The organism is Desertivirga arenae (genome assembly GCF_017355785.1).
GTDB lineage: Bacteria > Bacteroidota > Bacteroidia > Sphingobacteriales > Sphingobacteriaceae > Desertivirga > Desertivirga arenae.
On the sequence record NZ_JAFEWE010000007.1, the window covers coordinates 155675 to 173018 of the forward strand.

Here is a 17344-nt window from a genome sequence, read left to right on the forward strand (position 1 = left end):
TTACAAAAATTTTAATTGAAAGCTAAATCGATTTGGTCGAGACAGAAAAATTAGACTATGATAAAAAGGGCCGAAATATGTTTTATTCTTAGCATCCTGTTGTCACAGCTCCAGGGGTTGGCACAGGGGATCACTAAAGAATTAAGGTGGAAACTGGCTGCCCAAACAGAGGTGCCAGAGGCCTCAATCATTTCCTCATCAAAATATAATACTTCTACCTGGGTAGAGGCCATCGTGCCTGGAACTATCTTTCATTCGTATGTAGTAGCAGGAAGGGAGAAAGATCCAGACTTTGGAGATAATATTTATCAGGTGGATAAAGCGAAGTATTGCAGACCATTTTGGTATCGGACTACTTTTAGTGGAAAGGGCTTTCGTCCGGGAGAACAAGTGTGGCTTAATTTTCACGGAGTTAATAAGAGGGCTGAGATATTTCTGAATGGTAAGCCGATAGCAGGGATCACTGGTCTGATGAGAAGAGCAAAATTTAATATTACCGCTGGGGTGCATGCCGGGACCAATGTTCTTGCTGTACTCATTATTCCTCCTCTCTACAATGCTACCCATAATCAGGGTCTTGCCAACCGTGAGGCCCCAACTTATCTAAGCAGTGGCAGTTGGGATTGGATGCCCGCTGTGCCGGGCTATAACAATGGAATTACAGATAGTGTTACAATTACTACTACCGGAAATGTGGCAGTTGAAGATCCTTGGGTGAGAGTTAAGCTACCCACCATGTCGCTCGCCCAACTTAGCATTCAGACAGATCTTCGAAATGCAAGTAGTCAAAGAATTTCCGGTGTACTAAGACTTACCATTAATCCGGGAAAGATTACCGTGGTAAGTAAAGCTATAACGCTTCAACCCGGGAGTGTGGAGACGGTAACACTGGATGAAAGGTCTTTTAAACAGCTAAAGATTGAAAATCCGAAACTATGGTGGCCCAATGGTTATGGTGGGAAGCCTGATGGAACACAATATCTATATTCCTGTAAAGTAGAATTCAGAGAAGACGGTAAAACGTCTGATGCAGTAACTAAGGTGTTTGGAATTCGAAAAGTAAGTTCAGATACAACTTCACTTAACGGACCTTTGCGCCTCTATATAAACAATGTCCCTATTCTTGTAAAGGGAGGAAACTGGGGAATGTCTGATTACATGCTTAAGGTGAGAGGACAGGATTATGAACCTCGCATAAGGCTGCATAGGGCAATGAATTATAGCATGATCCGGAACTGGACGGGTGAAGTTACTGATGAGGATTTTTATAATTATTGCGACAAGTACGGGATCCTCATTTGGGATGATTTCTGGCTGAACAACTTTGGCCCGATCGATAGTCTTGAAGTATTCCGTTTAAATGTAGTTCAGAAGGTGAAGAGACTGCGGAACCACCCTTCTATTGCTATCTGGTGCGGAGCCAATGAAGGTGTTCCCGGTGGGGATCCTAAGGGATCTTTGAATATGGCTATAGAAACGGCAGTGCTGGAAAATGATCTGCATGATAAACTATATATTTCCCGTTCCAATGCGGGCATTACTAACCCAAATTTTTCCATCAAAGGAGGTAGCCGGAACTTATCTGGAAGTGGGTTATGGGGTAATGTTGATCCCCGAACTTATTTCACAGATCCGCATAATAGTTATCAGTTTTCTAACAATAGTTGGGGCATGCGCAGTGAGCTTGGGATGGCAACATTTGTCAATGTGGAAAGCTTTAAGAAGTTTATGCCGAAAGAATTTTGGGTACCTCCAAGCCCTGAAGCCCTGGATAGCAAAACTAATATGTGGGCCAGGCACTTTTTCAGCACCCATGGCGAATTGGGGGGAGGAGCAACACCAGTAAAATATATCAATGATATTAACCAGAGTTATGGCCCATCAGGAACGCTGGAAGATTTCTGCAAGAAAGCGCAGCTTCTTAATCTGGAGACGATGAAGGCGATGTATGAGGGCTGGAATGATCATATGTGGAAGGATGCTTCCGGAATGTTGATATGGATGAGTCAGTCGGCCTATCCCAGTATGATATGGCAGACGTATGATTATTATTATGATTTAACCGACGCTTATTTTGGGGCAAAGATAGCCTGTGAGCCTGTTCATATTCAATGGAATCCTGCAAGCCATTCGGTAAAGATTATTAATAACAAACCTTACAGTTTAAATCAGCTTACAGCTGGAGCAGAAATATATGACATAAATGGGAGGAAGGTAAAAGCCTATCACCGCGGTACCAGGATGAGCGTGCCAGCTACTTCGTCTACTGAAGCCTTTGTTGCTTTTTCAAAAGGTGACGATACTGATTTTTCAAGGGTGTATTTTTTGAAGCTGAAACTGAAAGATAAAAAGGGGAAGCTTTTATCTGAAAATTTCTATTGGATCGGTAAGGAATATCAGAATTATACCCCTTTGAATGATCTTGCAAGGGTAAAAGATGAGTTGAAAATAAGCAAGCCGAGAGTAAGCACTGCCAAAGACAAAATTCACAGGGTGATTAGCTATAAAGTTCTTAACAGATCCTCAAAAGCAGCAGCTTTTGGAATAAGGGCACAGCTACTTCGGGAAGATGGTTCTCAAATTTTGCCCGCCATTATAAGCGACAGTTATTTTTCATTAATGCAGGGCGAATCGAAGGATCTCCAGATAGAAGTAGATCCAAAACTACTGAACGCTGGGTATAAGCTTTTTTTAAGTCCCTATAACAATTGATGAAATATTCGAAAGATCTTATTAGCATATAGAGCAATTAAAATGAAACGTTTAAGAAAATATTGGATTAGCACTGCCGTATTCGCATTCCTGATAACAGCTTTCTCTGGTGCTGGTGCTCAAACCATCAGCTCTGATAACAAAGATCTGGAAAAAGCCTTTCGTCTTGCACTGAAGGTTGTGGATGGAAATGTACGTGATGGGATATTAGCTGCAGGGGGAGACTATGGCGGCGAATGGACACGCGATATTGCCATTAATTCATGGAATGCTGCGAGCCTTTTATGGCCGGAAGTAGCTGAGAAATCTTTGTGGAGTGTTACGATCGGCAGGGATTCTATCGGACATCAGTACTGGGATAAAATTATCTGGACTATCGCCGCTCTTCATCACTATTACGTGAACGGAGACCGGAAATTCCTGAGGCAAGCTTACACTTGCTCAGCCAATACCATGAAACAATTGGAGAACAGTCAGTTTGATCCGGGTACCGGTCTTTTTATGGGACCATCTGTTTTTAATGATGGTATCGCCGGCTACCCCGAACCCATTTTTGAGCGGGGGAACCTTTCCACATTTGTTCTCGACCACAAGAATTCTCATGGTATTAAATGTTTAAGTACAAACTCAATTTATTATGAGGCTTATAAAGTACTGGAAAAAATGAGTAAGATCCTTCAAACCAATGAATATGGGGTATTCAGCTTGAAGGCAAAGAATCTTAAAGCTAATATCCTTAAGCATTTGTACAATCCTAAGTCAAATACTTTCGACTACCTTCTTGATCATACCGGGAAAGCTGATCATTCTCAAGAAGCTTTGGGTATTGCCTTTGCTGCTATTTTTGAAATCCCTGATGCAGGAAAAGCAAGGGCTATTATATCAAATGCTCACGTCTCGAAATACGGGATACCTTCTATTTATCCGGATTTTCCAAGATACTCGCCTGATACCCCAGGTCGGCATAATAATATTATCTGGCCAATGGTCAATGGATTTTATGCAAAGGCTGCCATTAATACGCGTAATTATAAGCGGTTTGAGGAAGAGCTTAAAAGTCTTACGCATCTGGCTATAGACGAAGATAAGGGTAATATGGATTTTCGTGAAATCTATAGTCCCTATACCGGAGCTGCTATTGGTGGTTGGCAGAGCAATAAATTAACACCCTCTTGCAGAAGACAAACCTGGTCAGCTACGGCCTATCTCGATATGGTAATGTACGGCCTTATTGGGATGAGATTTAGCAATGCCGGAGAAATTGAGTTCAAGCCATACCTTCCTCCGGGTATTTCCATACTTGAGCTCTCTGAGCTGAAATATAGGAATAAGTATTTGAATATTCTGGTGGAGGGGAAAGGCTCAACTATCCGGGAAATGCATGTGAATGGCAGGAAGGTCTATAAAGTTACCCCTGGTATTCTAAACCATTCTATTAATAAGGTACACATTGTGATGATGTAGGCTTGGTGCCTATCCTGTCAGTATAGATAGTACTTGTTCTCTCAATCGTTTTTACTAATAGTTTTAAGGTGTTAGGAGTTAGATTTATTGCTGGAAACTACTCTTTCTGCACTCCTTGTATAATGCCGGCATTTACTGTTTTTAGATTATGTACAAAAGAAAGTCCCTTCTCGTGATCTTATTGATGTTGTTCGCTTTCAACCTCCAAGCTGCAATGGTGGATACCGTTTCTATCTTTAGCGATAGTATGCATAAAAGTATAAAAGATGTTGTTATCCGGCCTTCAGCTTACAACCCCTCTCAAAGATACCCCGTACTGTACCTGCTGCATGGTTATAGTGGGAACTACAGCGACTGGATAAAAAAGGATCCCGAGTTATCTGGATTAGCCGATGAGTATGGTATGTTGATCGTTTGTCCTGATGGTGCTTTTGCCAGTTGGTATTTTGACAGTCCGGAGGAGAAGGGGTCTCTTTATGAAACTTACATTTCCAGAGAGCTTGTAAGTTACATTGATAAACATTACTCTACCGTTAACAAGCGGGAGGGGCGTGCTATTACTGGTCTTAGCATGGGTGGCCATGGAGCTCTCTATCTGGCCTTTAAGCATCTTGATGTTTTTGGTGCCGCTGGCAGTATGAGCGGAGGGGTGGACCTTCGTCCTTTCCCGGATAGCTTCGGACTAAACCAGGTACTTGGCAAGTACAGTCAATATCCTGAGAGGTGGGAACAGAACAGTGTCGTTAATATGCTTTATCTGATCAAGAGTAATTCGCTCGCTTTAACGTTTGATTGTGGGGCCGACGATTTTTTTTGCTTGTACAATAAACAATTGCACGAAAAGCTTTTGGAACGCAATATTCCTCACGAGTATACCTCTCGTCCCGGAGGCCACTCCTGGGAGTACTGGTGTAATTCAATAAAATACCAGGCCTTGTTCTTTAATAACTTTTTTAAAACCAGTAAGATCAAAGCTGGTTGAGGTAACCCGCTTTTCGGGCATTTGATCCTCGGAATAATTTATATATCTTGATGATTTTATGAGAAGATTAATTGCAATAGCGATAATGCTGGGAATTTCTTTTTCAGGAGGATTATTTGCCCAGGTAAAAGATTTGAACCATTTGAAGTTCTCAGTAGAGGAAGCGCCGGAATGGTCTGCTCTTTTTAAGCGTGATTCTGGGTGGTTTGGAGGAGATGGTATTTATACGATTCCACTAAATTCACCCGAAAACAAGAATGCCACATCGACGACTCAGACGCTTTTCATTTTCAGCGATTCAATGATAGGCACTATTAGAAAAGATTCCCTTCAGAACGGTTTCAGGATGATTCATAATTCTATCGCGGTATTGAAGGGGAATAAGCCATTGCCTGAAAATCTGAAATTTAATTGGAAAGAAAATTCAAAGGGCGAGGCCGAGCCTGTTTTTGAGCCTCGTACCCCCAAGACCCAGATGAATGATTACTACTGGCTGGGCGACGGTTTTGTAAATCAGAAACTGAATAATGCACTTTATATATTTGGTTATCGGATCCGCAACGTATCCGAAGAGGCTTTTGGTTTTAGGGAGATTGGTAATACCCTGATAAAAATTCCAGCCGGTTCAAAACCTCCATTCTATAATTATCAGCAGTGGGATACTCCTTTTTTTATTGAGGATGGGGAGAATGATATCGGTTCTTTTGGTGCTGGTATTTTTGTTAATACGAAATCTGCTGGTGCTCCTTCTCCTGATGGGTTTGTTTATATCTACGGAGTAAGGGGGAAGGCAAAGAATTTGCTCGTAGCGCGTGTAAAACCAGAAGATTTTGAGCGCTTTGAAAGATGGCGGTTTTGGGATGGCAAAGCTTGGAATTCTAATATGAACAAGGCCGCAACGCTTACAGACGCTGTATCAAATGAATTAAGTGTAAGTCCCCTTCCTGATGGCCGGTACGCACTCGTGTTTCAGGTAGGAGGGATAGGAACTACTGTTGGTTTGCGTTTAGGGGCCAGTCCCACCGGACCTTTCGGCCCAATTATTAAGATCTGGGATAGTAGTAAGGACGCAGAGGAAAAAACTTACGTAATGTATAATGCTAAAGTACATCCTAGTTTGTCTTCAAGGGCTGAGCTTCTTATCAGCTATAACGTTAACTCGGTTGAATTTATTAAAGATCTCAAAAAAAATCCCTACTTATACCGGCCTCGTTTTGTGCGGGTTAAATTATTCTAATCATTACATAGCTTTTGATAAGGCAATTCAAAGAGTACTTGGGTCGAAGCAGATTATATGCCTTTTATTGATGCTAAATCGATATAATTGTAAAGGAGCTTGATTTTTAAAGTATATTTGGATAAAAAACACTGGTGAAGAAGTTATCAATTGCAGATATAGCTAACCAACTTAATGTTTCGAAAAGCACGGTATCATTTGTACTTAATGGTCGGGCGGAAGAAAAACGAATCAGCAAAGAACTGGTAAGTCGGGTCGAAAAATTCGTCAAAGAAGTAGGTTATTCTCCCAACCCCATAGCTCGTGGGTTGAGGACAGGCAAATCTCATATCATTGGTTTAATGGTGGAGAGTATTTCAGATCCATTTTTTGCTCAGATTGCTAAGCTCATCGAAGATAGAGCTTATAAAAAAGGTTATCGTATCCTGTATTGCAGCACTGACAATAATACCCAGAAAACAAGGGATCTTATTGATGTTTTTCGGGAAAGAAGCGTAGATGGGTATATTATCTCTCCTCCGGTAGGGGTAGAGAAAGAAATTGACGCACTGATCAAGGCTGGGATGCCTGTAGTTTTATTTGACAGGAATTTAAAGGAGCTCGAAGTTGACTATGTGGAAATAGATAATGAGCCAAGTGCATTTAATGCTACTAAAATGTTGGTAGATCAGGGATTCAAAGACATTGCCTTCATAACTTTTTCCTCCTCCCAAAGTCAGATGTTAGGGAGGTTAGCGGGATACAGGTCAGCAATGAGCCAGGAAGGGTTAACAGATAACGTTCATGAAATTGATTATAATCCGGATGAAGAGGTGATGATTGCAACGGTTCAGAAGTATCTGAGTGAAAATAAGCAATTGGACGCGGTTCTGTTCGGGGCGATACAGGCGGGATCCTGTGGGTTGAAAGCAATTAACATCCTGAACTTAAAGGTACCTCAGGATCTGGCAGTGGTCTCTTTTGATGATCATGATATTTTTAAATTATTCGCTCCTCCTGTCACAGCAATTGCGCAGCCTATTGAAGCCATAGCTGACAGGGTTATCAGTCTTCTGTTAGACAGGTTAGAACCCGGAGGCAAAGATGCTGGTCCAGCTAAAATAATCCTTGAAACTGAATTGAAGCTTAGGAAGTCCCATCTTTCTCCGGTCAAGAAAACTATAAGAAGTAAGAAGTCGGGTTAATTGGTAGAGATTTAACTATTCAAATCTGGCACATAGCCACTTTTTTAAAAATGTTACAAAGACTTCTTTTTTATTGGCAATAAATTAAAATAAAAATATCATTTTTGCCTTCAGAACTAGAATGTCGTATTTCAGAAGATTAAATAAGGCCATTGCATTTTTCCTGTTGCTGATCTTTTCAGCGATACAGGTGATTCAATGCGTCCATGATCATACTGAAGAAATGACCTCAGTTTCTTTTAAAAAAGAAACAAATAGTGCTGCAAAGGCTGAATTTCAAAAGCCAGACGTAAAGTGTAAGGTCTGTGATTATGTTCAAAACCAACAATCAAGGCATATTCACAGTTACGATCAAATAGTCCTGACTATTCCTGGTGGTAAGTCTCTGTTGCAATCCCCAAGTTTTTCTGATAGCGTTTTTGAACGCTCTGTCCATACCTGGACAAATAAAGGTCCCCCTGTAGTTTAATTCCTTTTCTGGCATTTCTGCTGCCCGACCGTTCATTAGGCTCATAGTCTTTTGAGCCTGGTATGCGTTCATCGCATTTTCTTTCCTATAATTTTTTCCATATGAAGTATTGGGTGCTTACCATCGTTACCCTCGTTTCTGTTGTCGTGCAGGCTTCTGCGCAACAATTTGATTGTCGCTTGAAAATTGAAGGATCTGTAAGGGATTCTCTTAGCGGCCTACCCGTCCATGGCGTTTTAATTAGCGTAATTACTGCTAATAGGACTGCTATCACTGATGAACATGGGCATTTTAGTATTAACAAAATCTGTGAAGGACCAGTAATACTGGTAGTGAATACACCCGGGTTCCGGCCTTATAAAAAGGTCTTTTCGAGGGTGTCTGAACAAAGTGTATCACTTCTCTTGCAAAAGGCAGAGTTAAAACTTGAAGAAGTACACATTACAGCAGGAAAGCCATTCTCAGGCACTGTTAATATAGCCGGAAGTATAACCGCTAATCAACTCGAACAGAGCAGAGGAGGAACCCTGGCTGATGCACTTAGATCCGTTCCCGGTGTAAGTACTTTACAAACTGGCTCCTCAATTGCTAAACCAGTAGTGCAGGGATTGCATAGTAACCGGCTGCTGATCCTGAATAACGGAATCCGCCAGGAAGGGCAACAATGGGGTATGGAACATGGACCGGAAATCGACCCCTTCATAGCCCAGTCAATTACCGTGATCAAAGGTGCTGAAGGAGTTAGGTACGGACCAGAAGCAATAGCTGGAGTTATCCTGGTAAAACCTGCTGCCCTTCCAAAACAATTTGGAATAGCTGGAACACTAAATCTGGCAGGCTCGAGTAATGGCTTGGGAGGGGCTGCTTCTGGAGCGCTTGAAGGTGCAAGTAAAGGTATGCCTGGCTTCGCATGGCGTTTTCAGACCTCAGGAAGGACCTCGGGCAATATAAAAACGGCCGATTATTACCTCAATAATACAGGATTAAGAGAGCTTAACTTTTCCGGCGGGCTTGGTTACTCTCGAAAGAAACTGGAGACTGATCTCTACTTCAGCCACTTCCAGTCAGAAATAGGAATTTTTAGAGGTTCTCATATTGGAAACCTTGAGGACCTGCAGGCAGCACTTGCTAATGGAAGACCTTTCGATGAAGGCTCTTTTACCTATTCTATTGATGCACCCCGTCAAAAGGTCGCTCATAACCTGTTGAAATTGGAGAGCCACTTTCATTTAAGCAGTAAAAGCCATGTAGATCTGGTGTATGGGCTCCAGCAAAATAAGCGGCAGGAGTACGATATAAGGAGGGGAGGAAGAAGTGGCATTCCATCTCTCGATCTTACGCTTACTACACAAACCCTGGATATTTCTCTCGAAAATGATAACGGAAGTCATTGGAAACAAATAGTTGGTGTTAACGGAATTTTACAAGTAAATAATAATGTTCCCGGTACGCTTGCAACTCCTTTAATCCCTAACTATGATAGCTATAATGCAGGCCTTTTTTACATTGGAAGATATTCGAAAAGTAACTATCAGCTTGAGGGAGGTCTGCGCTATGATTATAAATATCTTGATGCCCTGGGGTATGACAGGAACCAGGATCTCTATGGTGGCACCCGTAAGTTTAATAACGTTTCTGCCAATGCAGGTGCTGTCCTGTATCTAACCAACCAATGGACGATACGTTCTAATCTCGCTTCTGCATGGCGCCCCCCGGTGGTAAGTGAGCTCTTTAGCAATGGTCTTCATCACGGCTCAGCTGCAGTGGAGATAGGCGATAAAGATCTGGCTAGTGAAAAAAGTTATAAGTGGATCAACGCGATCGAATTTCATGGTGATAATTTGAACTTCGACTTTAGTGCCTATTGGAATCGTATCAATAACTACATCTACCTTCAGCCCTCTTTGGAGCTCTATGAAAGCATCCGGGGTGTTTTTCCAACCTACTATTATAAACAAACCCACGCTCAGCTTCTCGGTGCTGATCTGGGGCTCTCCTTTGATCTATCCAGCCATTTAAAATATGGGCTGAAGGGAGCAATTGTCAGAGCAAAAGATGTACGTAATGATATTTACTTGCCATGGATCCCCTCAGACCGGATTGAAAATAGTATTAGTTTCCATTGGTCGGATCGAGGTAAGGAAACTGCTAATTATGTAACACTTAATCACCTCTATGTTGCCAGGCAGAACAGGTATGAAGAAGGTAGCGATTTTACCTCACCTCCACCTTCTTATCATTTGCTTGGCCTGCAGGCAGGAACAAGCTTTTTTTTAGGAAAGAAGAGTTTGGGCCTTAATGCTTCTGTAAACAATATTGCCAACACGTTCTACAAAGACTATATGAACAGGTTCCGGTATTACGCCCACGATCAGGGTCGAAACCTGACGTTAAGAGCTACTCTTAAATTTTAATACTACATCCATAAATGTTTAACCCTATAATTTAAAAATCAATGACAACAACTGGAATCTACAAAAAAGCATGGTTAGCCCTTGCCGTGGGAGCTATTTTAACTTTTAATGCGTGTACAAAAGACGATCCTGAGCCAGAGTTACCACAGGAAGAGTTTAAAAGCGTGGTATTCAATTTCATTGAATTGGAATCGCATGGCGATCATTACCATCAAACAACAGATACTGTTCAGGTAGTTTTTGGACAGGACGGTAATTCAATTAAAAGTCATTATGATCTTCATGCCGGCGCTGTTTACCGTTTGAAGGTAGTTGCTTACGACTTTGCTGGTCGCGAAATGCAAGATGAATTTGTGGAAGAGGCTGCCGAACACCAGATGTTTATAACCGGGGCTCAGGAGGGAGTACTTGATTATAAGTATGAAGATGACAAGGTGGGAGTAAAGGGCCTGCTTACTACTTTAAAACCCTCAAATGGATCAATGACTTTAACAGCGGTACTTCGCCATGGTCTTGATAAATCCAAAACCTCTGTAGATGACTGGGATGATGCAAATCATGCACGTTTCGGCGGTTCTGCTGATTTTACATTGAAGTTCCCTCTGCATGTAATAGAAGGAGAAGACCACGATCATTAGTTACCAGGCAGGCTTGCAAAGGCAAGCCTGCTCTGTTGCTTTATAATGCGTGTTTAGTTGAGCACTATCAATAATTCCATTTGCTGCGATTTTATTTTTATGTTCGTAGTTAAATACTATTCAACCAAGTATTCTAACAGCATGACTTATATTGCAGCAGCAGAGCGCTATCAGGGAATGGAATACCGCCGGTGCGGGAAGTCCGGTATTCAACTTTCGGCTTTTTCACTAGGCCTATGGCACAATTTCGGCTACGTAAACAATTTTGAAAACGGAAGAAATCTGTTGAAGACCGCATTTGACAATGGTATCACTCATTTCGACCTGGCTAATAATTATGGTCCTCCGTATGGATCAGCGGAAGCTAATTTCGGCAGGATGTTAAATTTGGATTTCCGATCCTATCGTGATGAATTAATTATCTCGAGCAAAGCGGGTTATGATATGTGGGAAGGTCCCTATGGAAATTGGGGCTCGAAAAAGTATTTGGTGGCAAGTCTGGATCAGAGCCTTAAGAGAATGGACCTGGACTACGTTGATATTTTTTATCATCACCGGCCTGATCCTGAAACGCCGCTTGAGGAAACAATGGCTGCACTAGATCTTATTGTCCGTCAGGGGAAGGCATTGTACGTGGGCATCTCTAATTACCGTCCCGAAGAAGCTTTGAAAGCATTCAGGATATTAAAAGACCTTGGTACTCCTTGCCTGATTCATCAACCTAAATATTCAATGTTCGAACGCTGGGTAGAAGATGGATTGTTGGATTTGCTTGAAAAGGAGGGAGTGGGATGCATTCCTTTTTCACCGCTGGCACAAGGACTCCTAACGGATAAATATCTTCATGGAATACCAGAGGATTCAAGAGTAGCAACAAGCGGGAAATTTTTGAACGAAAGTCATATCACACCTGAGAAAATAAGTAAAATAACACAGCTAAATGAAGTCGCTAAACAAAGGGGACAAAAACTAGCGCATATGGCTTTAGCATGGCTGCTTAAAGACAAAAGAGTAACCTCCGTGTTAATAGGATCCAGCAAACCTGAACAAATAGTTGATTCTATTAAGGCGCTTCAGAACACAACTTTTAGTTATGAAGAGATTACTACGATCAATGGAATTCTAAATACAGAAACCGATCTCTGAAAATGAAGTTTAAATCTCAAAAGACATTAACAGCAGGCCTAATAGCAGTTGTTTTATTATTCTTCGCTTCCTTTACTTCTGAAGGTCAAGAGAAAAAGATCGTGGTGGCACAGGATGGGAGCGCAGCATTTAAGACTATTGCTGAGGCAATTTCTTCAATCCCTGAAGGTAATACCACTCCAGTTGTTATTCTTGTCAAAAATGGTATTTATAAAGAGAAGCTTACCTTTCCGAAGACGAAATCTAATATTAGACTTATAGGAGAGGATGTAAATAGGACAATTCTAACTTATGATGATTATGCTTCAAAGAAAGATAGTGCAGGAAAAGATATAGGTACATCCAGATCTGCTAGTGTCTTTGTGCTCTCGAACGATTTTATCGCCGAAAATATAACGTTCGAAAATTCTTCGGGACCAGTAGGACAAGCGCTTGCAATATCGGTTGGAGGAGACAGGGTCTTTTTCAAAAACTGTCGTTTTCTGGGCTTTCAGGATACGATTTATACTTCAGGGGGAACTACACATCAATACTTCTACAATTGCTATATTGAAGGTACGGTCGACTTTATTTTTGGTGCGGCAACGGCTGTTTTCGAAAAATGTGAGATCTTTTGCAAAAGGGGAGGATACATCACAGCAGCCTCTACTCCTGAGGGGCAAAAATATGGCTATATTTTCAGGGAATGTAAAATTACAGGCACTGCGCCGGAGAACTCCTTTTTTCTGGGAAGACCATGGCGACCTTATGCCAAGGTGGTTTTTATAAAATGTGAGCTTCCGGCATTAATTAAAGCAGAAGGATGGCATAATTGGGGGAAAGAAAGCAACGAGAAAACAGCATTTTACGCTGAATACAAGAATAAGGGTGAAGGCTTCCAACCTGACAAACGCGTTAGGTGGTCCAGGCAATTGACAAAGAAGGAAGCATCAGAATATACCCTTGAAGAAATATTTGTTGATTGGAAACCAGGTAAATAGTCAAACGGCAGCTCCTGGAGCTAACTCAACATTCATTTGTCCCTGGTGCTTTACAACACGATGCCAGCATAGTAATCCTTGGGCTTCGGAAAATCGGTTTCTCCCATTTGTTCCTTTAAATTTGTTTCAATTGCTATACTTAATGCGGTAAGAGGAACATCTTCAATCCGATTTTCAAAAGGATCCTCTGCCCGTTCTCCCATGAGGTCAAGGCAGCGAAAAACAAAAGATATGATAACAGAGAATGGAATAGAAAGCCATCCCAGTTCTTCGATAAAAACGAACGGAAGAACGGAGGCATGAATGAACACGAACACTTTAGAAAAGCTACTATACTGCCTGGGTAGGGGCGTGTTCTTTATTCTCTCGCACCTTCCCTGGATATTGTTAAATTCAATCAACGTTTCCTCCAACCGCACAAAAAAGTACTCATTGATCCAGCCCTTGTCCATCGCCTTTTTCAAATCAACCCCCTGTTGCTCTATAAGGAAATTTGGAGGATTATTTTTGTGACTGAATTCCTCAAATTCACTTGCAGACACGAAGTCTTTCACGTCCGAATATTCATTAGGACCTTCATAGTATTCCTGTAAGCCTGACTTGTTATAATGGTGTTGCCTTCTAAGGAATACTCGCAACCCATGAACAAAACCAATGTGGCGATATATCAACTTCTTATGGAGCTGCTTAATCTCCTCCTGGATGGCAACATCTGGTGAGGAAATTAATAACATTACTTCTCTTGCCCATACTCTGCTGTAATTAACTAATAATCCCCATATCTGTCGAGCTTCCCACCACCTGTCGTAGGCATTGTTGTTTTTAAAACCTAGAAAAATAGCGAGTGCGGTACTTAAGGCAGCAATAATATTAAAAGGAATGTGTAGCCGGATAAGTTCGAAATAATCATGAATAAGGAAAACCGAAAGAGAAAGAAAAAAATAATACAAAAGACTTGGCCAGGTATAATGAAAAATGATTGACCACTTTAGTTGTCTGTATACTAACATAGAAATTTTTTCTAGTAAACTAGAAAAATAGACAATGGTTGGAGGGGGCTGATAAAATTTATAGTTCTTACTATACCAGAAAAGAGAACTCATGTCCATCTGATGTTCCAAATATCCTCTTATGTTTGCAAATCAGGCAGAGGTTCATATGAAATACTATTACAAAGTCTTCATTGGTATACTATTCTTTTTACTAACACAAGTTGCATTTGTAAAGGCACAAAAAGCGCTTAGTTTGAGAGCAGCAATCGCGGCTGAAGAAGGAGCGCTCCAACGTCAAGATAAACAGCAAAGAGCGGAAGCTGAGAAAGAATGGAAGCAAGGATATGTGGAGGCTGGACCCTACAAAATGAAATTTGATTATAAAGTATACGGGTTGAAACCACATGATGGACGAAGTTTGTATATCTCCATGCATGGGGGGGGAGGAGTGCCTGAAGCTGAGAACGACCAGCAATGGAAAAACCAGATTAAATTGTATGCACCTGCAGAAGGAGTATATTTCGTTCCCAGATCACCGACTAACAGTTGGAACCAATGGCATCAGTCTCATGTAGATTCTCTTTTCGCTAAGGTGATTCGTAACGCAGTAATTATGGAGGGCGTTAACCCTGATAAAGTTTATTTACTTGGTTACTCAGCCGGAGGAGATGGAACGTATCAGATTGCGACACGAATGGCTGATCATTTTGCTGCGGCATCTGCTATGGCAGGACACCCAGGAGATGCACGTCCTGAGAATCTTTATAATCTCCCCTTTACTATATTTATGGGAGGGAAAGACGAGGCTTATAACAGAAATGGACTTGCCGAGGTATGGCGCAGGCAACTGGATAGTCTTAGAAAGGATAATCCAGGGGGATATATTCATAAAGTAACTGTGTATGATGACCTGGGCCATTGGATGAAACGTAAGGATACTGTTGCCCTTCCCTGGTTAGCTGCATACCAAAGAAATGCGTTGCCTAAGAAAGTAGTCTGGATACAAGACGACGTAGATGATAAAGATTTTTACTGGTTGGCTGTGCCTGCTGGCGAATCAAAAACAGGGGCCAGAGCGGTAGTGTCCATACGTAATAATGTTATTAATATTGAAGAAAATGATCATCCAAACCTGATTATAATGCTTAATGACCGGCTGATCAATTTGAATCAGAAGGTGCTGATAAAGTACCAGGGAAAAGCGATTGCTAAAGAGCGGATAGGAAGATCAAAGAAGATTATCGAAGAAACAGCACAACGACTTGACCCTTCCTTAATTTTTAGTGCCGGCATTTATATTGAAAATAATGTATTTAAGGGTCAGCTGAAATAAGAGAATTCGGAGTATGAGGCTAATCGCCTATTAACTAAATTTTATCAAAAGGCCCCATTCAATTCTGTTGTTAATATTACTGGCAAATCTGTTAAACATGCCAGTAATATTGAATTATTTATTATCGGACTGTATAAATTCAACGACAGTCTGATTAAGTTCTTCGTGTCGTTCCATCAATCCCATGTGCCCTGCAGGCTTCAAAGTTATCACCCTTGATCCTGGGATACGCTGGTTCATTTCGTAGCTAGCTTCTGGCTTTGTTAGCTTGTCTGAGTCGGCAGCTACTATAAGTACCGGAATCGGGATCTGATTAAGTACCGGAGTGGAATCATAATTAAACATTCCTAGCACACCCCGTGCGGTTACGGCAGGAGGGGCCATAGCAGACAAAAGACTGGCAAAGTCTAGTTGAGCTGGCGTTTGCGTTCCGGCAAATGTAAGGAACCTTGTCATAATAAGCATATTGCCGTTTGCGTAACTCATCCAGCGGCTTAGCCAAACAAGAGGAGAAAACACAATCATTAACCAGCATATGGGTTTAAGAATTGGATTTTGTATGGTTGTTAAGAGTTTGTTTAGAATAGCAGTCCTTGTTGGATTGGTATACGTAGTATGTTCAAGTACAAGTCCTTTAATTCCCACAAGCTTTTGTTTGTATGATTTGCAAAAGGTAAGGATCGTCATGCCTCCGATACTGTGTCCCCACAAGACAGGATTTACTGGCTGGGTTTTTTCCAGAACATCGTTTAATACCCCTGCCAGGTTCTCCAGGGAAAAGTCTTTATTATCAGGCTGGCGAGACTTCCCCAAGCCGGGAAGATCAATTAAGATGAGGTGGTAATCTTTACTGAAATACCTTTTCTGATAATACCATTGCATGCTGTTTGAATTCCAGCCATGAACAAATACAATACTTTGACGGCCTTTAATACCGTAATGTTCTATATTAATCAATGACCCATCTGATCTTCTAAGTTCTTCCTGGTCTTTGCTCCGTTCAGGTTTCGGTTCATCTTCTCCCTTTCTCTTTTGTCCCAGCAGTAACTTAATTAAACTTCGGCCTCCTACAAGGATATAAAGGAGTAATACAATAGCTCCTATCAAACAGGTCCTGGCGTACTCGTCATCAAGCGTATCGCGATATAAATACCACTCCCGCCAGAGATAAATATCAGCACCCAGAAAAACAAGCGACAGTAGATCTGCAAGTAACAATCCTATTAGTAATATTGCCATAGCCACTCCTTTTTAAAAAGTTCCTTAATTATCATTAGCTGCATCTTAAGAATAAAAAAAGCCTCCCTGTCGGGAAGCTTTTTTTATCTAAACATCTTTTAATGCGAAGGACTGATACCTCTGTCTAAATGATGTCCGTGGGAGTGCTGAGACTCTCTCTCCGTAAACAAACCAGCACCAATCTCAAGAATACCAATAATCAGGTGTGGCATGTATACCTGTTCGTCGAAGTTTAGCAACCATGGAGATGCTGCCAGGAAGATACCTGCTATTACATCCATAGTCAAATGGGTTGACATTGAAAGAACCTTCTTGCCTCCTCCTTCATAATCAGTTAGGAAAGACATTAAAAGAATCATGGCACCTACAATAACTGCAGACCATTTAGCTCCTTCTACATCAGCAAACCCTAAGATCCAGGGAGCTGCAATCAATACTATACCAGTCATGTAATCTAATACTGCGTGGAATTTTCTGCTAATGAATTTCATAGATAGTTTTTTTTGTTCTATGCATGAAAGTCCAATAGACATGCCAAAAGAAATTGAAATGAG

General features: G+C 41.4%; 14 protein-coding genes. 10 read left to right on the top strand and 4 right to left on the bottom strand.

Features of this window, described 5'->3' with window-relative positions; translation table 11 throughout:
* The first annotated feature begins 57 nt into the window (after nucleotides 1-57).
* The 5 genes from J4N24_RS15315 (at nucleotide 58) to J4N24_RS15335 (ending at nucleotide 7579) form a co-directional block, all read left to right on the top strand.
* The gene (locus J4N24_RS15315) at nucleotides 58-2712 is read left to right on the top strand and encodes a glycoside hydrolase family 2 protein (protein WP_207534576.1); all 2655 of its coding nucleotides are present in this window, start codon (nucleotides 58-60) and stop codon (nucleotides 2710-2712) included.
* A gap of 42 nt (nucleotides 2713-2754) precedes the next feature.
* A complete protein-coding gene (locus J4N24_RS15320; protein WP_207534577.1) occupies nucleotides 2755-4176 on the top strand; it encodes an MGH1-like glycoside hydrolase domain-containing protein in 1422 nt (473 codons plus the stop codon).
* Nucleotides 4177-4324: 148 nt separating this feature from the next.
* A complete protein-coding gene (locus J4N24_RS15325) occupies nucleotides 4325-5158 on the top strand; it encodes an alpha/beta hydrolase (protein WP_242691649.1) in 834 nt (277 codons plus the stop codon).
* Between the two features lie 58 nt (nucleotides 5159-5216).
* Nucleotides 5217-6395: a DUF5005 domain-containing protein gene (locus J4N24_RS15330; protein ID WP_207534578.1), complete on the top strand. Its 1179-nt coding sequence runs from the start codon at nucleotides 5217-5219 to the stop codon at nucleotides 6393-6395.
* Nucleotides 6396-6529: 134 nt separating this feature from the next.
* On the top strand, nucleotides 6530-7579 hold the full coding sequence (locus J4N24_RS15335) for a LacI family DNA-binding transcriptional regulator (protein WP_369806234.1): 1050 nt from the start codon (nucleotides 6530-6532) through the stop codon (nucleotides 7577-7579).
* A 328-nt stretch (nucleotides 7580-7907) separates the two neighbouring features.
* On the opposite strand, the gene J4N24_RS15340 is transcribed toward J4N24_RS15335, so the two are convergent.
* Entirely contained in the window at nucleotides 7908-8120 is a 213-nt protein-coding gene (locus tag J4N24_RS15340; RefSeq protein ID WP_207534579.1) for a hypothetical protein, read from the bottom strand.
* A 29-nt stretch (nucleotides 8121-8149) separates the two neighbouring features.
* Between J4N24_RS15340 and J4N24_RS15345 the strand changes: the two genes are divergently transcribed.
* From J4N24_RS15345 to J4N24_RS15360, 4 genes are all read left to right on the top strand, one after another.
* Nucleotides 8150-10462: a TonB-dependent receptor gene (locus tag J4N24_RS15345; protein WP_207534580.1), complete on the top strand. Its 2313-nt coding sequence runs from the start codon at nucleotides 8150-8152 to the stop codon at nucleotides 10460-10462.
* 41 nt (nucleotides 10463-10503) lie between these two features.
* Nucleotides 10504-11100, top strand: coding sequence for a hypothetical protein (locus J4N24_RS15350; RefSeq protein ID WP_207534581.1), 597 nt, complete (start codon nucleotides 10504-10506; stop codon nucleotides 11098-11100).
* A 141-nt stretch (nucleotides 11101-11241) separates the two neighbouring features.
* Nucleotides 11242-12246: an L-glyceraldehyde 3-phosphate reductase gene (gene mgrA, locus J4N24_RS15355; protein ID WP_207534673.1), complete on the top strand. Its 1005-nt coding sequence runs from the start codon at nucleotides 11242-11244 to the stop codon at nucleotides 12244-12246.
* 2 nt (nucleotides 12247-12248) lie between these two features.
* Entirely contained in the window at nucleotides 12249-13226 is a 978-nt protein-coding gene (locus tag J4N24_RS15360) for a pectinesterase family protein (protein WP_207534582.1), read from the top strand.
* Between the two features lie 50 nt (nucleotides 13227-13276).
* On the opposite strand, the gene J4N24_RS15365 is transcribed toward J4N24_RS15360, so the two are convergent.
* Nucleotides 13277-14236, bottom strand: a complete 960-nt coding sequence (locus J4N24_RS15365; RefSeq protein ID WP_207534583.1) for a bestrophin family protein — start codon at nucleotides 14234-14236, stop codon at nucleotides 13277-13279.
* Nucleotides 14237-14357: 121 nt separating this feature from the next.
* On the opposite strand from J4N24_RS15365, the gene J4N24_RS15370 reads away from it, so the two are divergent.
* Nucleotides 14358-15551, top strand: a complete 1194-nt coding sequence (locus J4N24_RS15370; RefSeq protein ID WP_207534584.1) for an alpha/beta hydrolase family protein — start codon at nucleotides 14358-14360, stop codon at nucleotides 15549-15551.
* A 114-nt stretch (nucleotides 15552-15665) separates the two neighbouring features.
* Here J4N24_RS15370 and J4N24_RS15375 read toward each other — a convergent pair whose 3' ends face one another.
* Nucleotides 15666-16790, bottom strand: coding sequence for an alpha/beta fold hydrolase (locus J4N24_RS15375; RefSeq protein WP_207534585.1), 1125 nt, complete (start codon nucleotides 16788-16790; stop codon nucleotides 15666-15668).
* A gap of 98 nt (nucleotides 16791-16888) precedes the next feature.
* Nucleotides 16889-17281 (bottom strand): SPW repeat protein, encoded by a 393-nt coding sequence (locus tag J4N24_RS15380; protein WP_207534586.1) that lies wholly within the window; start codon nucleotides 17279-17281, stop codon nucleotides 16889-16891.
* Between the last annotated feature and the right edge of the window lie 63 nt (nucleotides 17282-17344).

Excerpts from the sequence above, each read along its gene's own strand:
- J4N24_RS15315 (WP_207534576.1), top strand. The coding sequence starts at position 58 with ATGATAAAAAGGGCCGAAATATGTTTTATTCTTAGCATCCTGTTGTCA.
- J4N24_RS15320 (WP_207534577.1), top strand. The coding sequence starts at position 2,755 with ATGAAACGTTTAAGAAAATATTGGATTAGCACTGCCGTATTCGCATTC.
- J4N24_RS15325 (WP_242691649.1), top strand. The coding sequence starts at position 4,325 with ATGTACAAAAGAAAGTCCCTTCTCGTGATCTTATTGATGTTGTTCGCT.
- J4N24_RS15330 (WP_207534578.1), top strand. The coding sequence starts at position 5,217 with ATGAGAAGATTAATTGCAATAGCGATAATGCTGGGAATTTCTTTTTCA.
- J4N24_RS15340 (WP_207534579.1), bottom strand. The coding sequence starts at position 8,120 with ATGAACGCATACCAGGCTCAAAAGACTATGAGCCTAATGAACGGTCGG.
- J4N24_RS15345 (WP_207534580.1), top strand. The coding sequence starts at position 8,150 with ATGAAGTATTGGGTGCTTACCATCGTTACCCTCGTTTCTGTTGTCGTG.
- J4N24_RS15350 (WP_207534581.1), top strand. The coding sequence starts at position 10,504 with ATGACAACAACTGGAATCTACAAAAAAGCATGGTTAGCCCTTGCCGTG.
- mgrA (WP_207534673.1), top strand. The coding sequence starts at position 11,242 with ATGACTTATATTGCAGCAGCAGAGCGCTATCAGGGAATGGAATACCGC.
- J4N24_RS15360 (WP_207534582.1), top strand. The coding sequence starts at position 12,249 with ATGAAGTTTAAATCTCAAAAGACATTAACAGCAGGCCTAATAGCAGTT.
- J4N24_RS15365 (WP_207534583.1), bottom strand. The coding sequence starts at position 14,236 with ATGTTAGTATACAGACAACTAAAGTGGTCAATCATTTTTCATTATACC.
- J4N24_RS15370 (WP_207534584.1), top strand. The coding sequence starts at position 14,358 with ATGTTTGCAAATCAGGCAGAGGTTCATATGAAATACTATTACAAAGTC.
- J4N24_RS15375 (WP_207534585.1), bottom strand. The coding sequence starts at position 16,790 with ATGGCAATATTACTAATAGGATTGTTACTTGCAGATCTACTGTCGCTT.
- J4N24_RS15380 (WP_207534586.1), bottom strand. The coding sequence starts at position 17,281 with ATGAAATTCATTAGCAGAAAATTCCACGCAGTATTAGATTACATGACT.